We start from the raw sequence: 3,911 nt of genomic DNA, 5'->3' as shown, positions 1-3,911 counted from the left end.
ATGGCTTGCTCGCTATGAAAACGGCTGGAACAAGCTGAAGACGGATTTGCTCAATTCAACCGCGACTGTGAATTATTACCGTGCATATACTAACGCATTTTCTTATTTTGCGATTGTCGGAGAGAAAGCGCAGGCGGCTCAAACCTCGCCTCCCGCTGCTGAGCCGCCTAAGGAGACGGTTAAAGAGGAAACGACCACCACTACCGAACAGCCGAAAGAACCGGATGCGTCAGCTGTTGAGGAACAGAAGGATTCGCCGTCATACATTGTATATCTTGTCGCAGTAATTATATTGCTTGTCGCGGCTTATGCGGCAACGAAAATAAAGGCGACAAAGGAGGATAAAGCGCCGCGAAACGAGCATGGCGAAGGTGCTGAACCAGAGCCGAAACGGAGTTATCATTCACCTGTGCGAAATCTTCCAGAACATCATAATGAGAGAAAGAAGCCAAAGGCCGATGAAGAACTGGACGATATACAGAAGCGCATAGAAGGAATAAAGAAGAAGATTGGAAAATAAAGCTTTATATAGTTGAAACACGATTAGTATACTTATGATTCAACAATTTGTAGACCGGGACGAAGAGCTTGCCTTTTTATCCGAACGATTTGGCTCGGCTTCTGCCGAGTTCATAATCCTTTATGGAAGGCGGCGCGTCGGAAAGACAGAAATCATAAAGCAGTTCATAAAAAACAAGAAGTCCATATATTTTTTAGCAGACCGAAGGCCGGAAGCCGAAAACATCAGGGAACTGCAAAAGAACATGGCAGAATTCCTGAAAGACTCGCTGTTTGAAAAAGTAAAATTCGAGAATTACGTCGAGCTATTCAAGGAGTTTGCAGAAAAGTGCAGAAACCAGCGGATTGTTCTCGTTATAGACGAATTTTCGTACCTTATGGAAGGAAATAAGGCAATAGACTCCATATTTCAAAAAATCTGGGACGAACATCTAAGAAAGACCAAAGTATTCCTCATACTTTGCGGCTCCTCAATCTCCATGATGGAAAGCCTGATGGGATATAAAAACCCGCTATATGGCAGAAGAACCGGGCAGTGGAATGTTGAATTGCTTAAGTTCGGGGATGCAAGGAAATTCCTTCCAAAGTACGATATTGAGAACCAGATAAAGGCTTTTTCCGTTTTGGATGGCATACCGCAGTACCTGTTGCAGTTTGATGACAAAAAAGAGCTTATTGAAAACCTGAAAGAAAAGGTTTTTAACAGGGGCAGCTTTCTTTATATCGAACCGGAATTTTTGCTGAGGGAAGAGCTAAGGGAGCCAAGAAACTATTTCTCAATACTGAAATCGATAAGCTTTGGCAACACAACCTTTGGAGAGATAACCAATCATACGCAGTTGGATAAAACGCTGGTGTCAAAGTACATAGATACGTTGATTACGCTTCATCTGATTGAGAAGATATACCCAGTGACGTTAAGAAAAGAGAAAACAAGAGACACCAGATACAAGATAAACGACAACTTCTTTGATTTCTGGTTTAAATTCATTTACGCCCACAAGGAAGACATAGAGGAAAATAAGGCAGAAGCAATTGAAAAAATTATGGGTGCTGAATTTAATACATATGTTGGACGGAAATTTGAAGCAATTTGTGCTGAGTTCTTGCTGGCGCAGCACAGAAAAAATCTTGCTCCGTTTAAAATTGAGAAAATAGGCAACTGGTGGCATAAAGACAATGAGATAGATATCATTGCCTTAAATGAGAGCAAAAAAGAAATCCTATTTTGTGAATGTAAATGGCACGATAAACTGGACGCAAAAAGAATATTGACCAAATTAAAGGAAAGGGTAAAGTTTGTCGACTGGGAAAGGGATGTGAGAAAGGAGCATTACGCTATCTTTGCCAAGTCTTTCAAGGAAAAATTCAAGGAGCCGAATGTATTGCTTTTCGACATTAATGATATGGAGAAGCTATTTTGATGGCGGGTAACGATAGCGTTCGCCAACAGAACCGTTAGTGTCGCGCCGAAGTGAAATGCAAAGGATGTTATGGCTGACGGACATGCTGAAGGGGCTAAGAGTCATAGTTTGATGTGAACGTCGCCGATTTGGGCTGAAACTGCAAAAAAGGCAGGCATCTGTTTAAAGGCAGCACCTTTAAAGCCTAGAGCGAAAGAAGTTCGCGAAAGGATATAAACGCCCCCCCCCAAATATAAATTAAAGGAGTGTTTGGTACCTGTGAATTCAAAGGCGCATTCTGGAAAACGCGCATGGTTTATTGGCATTTTTGCTCTGTTTCTGTTTGCGTATTTTGCATTCGCAGTTCCTTCGATTACTGTGGACGCGCCGCCGACAATTACGGCAAACCGCACGCCGCTTCTGAACATCACATTCAACGAAACAGTTAACCAGTCGTGGTTCTCAATTGATACCTAACTTCGCCACATGAACATTAAAGTTACATTTTCTAACACTTTTTGTGAAAAACATGAAAGAAAATGTAATTTTCCCCGTAGAGAATTTAGCATTGGTCGAAAAGATTGATAAAGATTATTGCGTTTTTAACGCATTATTTTCCGGCGTAGCCGGAAAAGCAAAAAACTTTGCTGAATGCTCCAAATTGCTCATCAATAATCGACTTGGTCCCTGTGTTTCTATTCATAGAATGAAGTCCGTTTATCCTTCTGAAATGTTTGAGCACATTGGTTTTTCAGAAGATCCAAAAGAGCGGACAATAAACAGAACACTGGAAAGGCTTGGAAAGAAAGAGCCGTTTATTCTTGAAAATTACCAAAATCTTCTGAAAAAGCATAATCTTGTTTCAAAAGAGCAGTTTACGGATTTCTCATCAGGCTCTTTTGAAGGCAAAAATGCAGAGCTTGGAGCGTTAGGATATTCAAGAGACCATAAGCCGGGAAACAAGCAATTGACATTCGGCATAAGCACGGGAATCAACGGAATTCCAACTGCATTGACAATACAAAAAGGCAATGTCCAGGACAAAAAGCATATGAAATTTATGCTGAAAACGGTTGGCAAAGTCCTTGCCAAAAACAGCCTCCTGATTTTTGACTGCGGCGCAAATACAAAAGCAAATAAGGCAAAAATTAGAAAAATGGGTTATGGCTATCTAACATTGAAAGCAAAGAAACGGTTGGCATATGCAAAATACATCAAATCATTTAATGAAAATAAGCATGAAAAAATCATTGCCAATGGCGTAATTTATGAATGCGCAAAAATTGCCGAAGAAAACGAAACCAACTATGTCTTCTTTTCTGAAAAACTCAGAGATGACCAAATCCGTAAGCGTATAAAGAAATTCAAGAAAGAACTTGACAAAAACGACTCAAAGATTCGGAAAGTCAAAAAAGGAAAAGAGCTTGCAAAATACGTTTCAAAGGAAGGATACATAATTGCAAAGGGTGAAATACAGAAAACTCTTGATGAAATAAAAAATCCATATCTTACAGGCCTTGAAGGATATTTTATCCTTGAAAGCTCTGTTGACACAGAGCCCGAAAAAATCCTAACACTTTACAAGGAACGTGACAAAGCAGAAAAACTGATACGGAATATGAAAGAAGGAACTGAACTGACTCCTATCAGGCACCGGAGCAAATACGCCCTGATAGGCTATTTGCTCATTATTTTCCTTGCAAATTTTCTGATAAATTTGACACTTTTTCTTGCGCCAAAACCGATAGTCAGAAACGTTAAGCTCCTCAAAAAATACCTGAACAATTTGACACTTACTGTAATTTATCCGAAAAATAAGTTCAGACTCAAGATTTTATCAAATATTTCCGAAGAAATAAGGTCAATTCTTGGAGATTTTGTACGAAACTGCGGGGATAAACCCCTTAATTTGCGGTGGTAACCGCAAGTGGCAAACTATGAAATGGAAGAAATTTAGCGGAAGCTATGCAGAAGTGGCGAGGTTAAGTT

The 3,911-nt window shown here is 40.0% G+C and carries 4 protein-coding genes; all 4 read left to right on the top strand.

The features are described from left to right. Positions 1-520, top strand: a 520-nt coding sequence (locus KKB09_03880) for a PGF-pre-PGF domain-containing protein (protein MBU4300335.1), incomplete at its 5' end; no start/stop codon positions are given. 34 nt (positions 521-554) lie between these two features. Beyond that, positions 555-1,943 carry an ATP-binding protein gene (locus tag KKB09_03875; protein ID MBU4300334.1) on the top strand — a complete coding sequence of 463 codons (1,389 nt, stop codon included), beginning with the start codon at positions 555-557 and terminating at the stop codon, positions 1,941-1,943. 258 nt (positions 1,944-2,201) lie between these two features. After that, positions 2,202-2,399 carry a hypothetical protein gene (locus KKB09_03870; GenBank protein ID MBU4300333.1) on the top strand — a complete coding sequence of 66 codons (198 nt, stop codon included), beginning with the start codon at positions 2,202-2,204 and terminating at the stop codon, positions 2,397-2,399. Positions 2,400-2,451: 52 nt separating this feature from the next. Continuing rightward, positions 2,452-3,843, top strand: a complete 1,392-nt coding sequence (locus KKB09_03865) for a transposase (protein ID MBU4300332.1) — start codon at positions 2,452-2,454, stop codon at positions 3,841-3,843. Positions 3,844-3,911 lie beyond the last annotated feature (68 nt).

The sequence above is a fragment of the Nanoarchaeota archaeon genome (assembly GCA_018897155.1).
Lineage (GTDB): Archaea > EX4484-52 > EX4484-52 > EX4484-52 > LFW-46 > LFW-46.
Note: the sequence above shows the minus strand (reverse complement) of the source record. Positions and strands in the feature narration are given on the sequence as shown.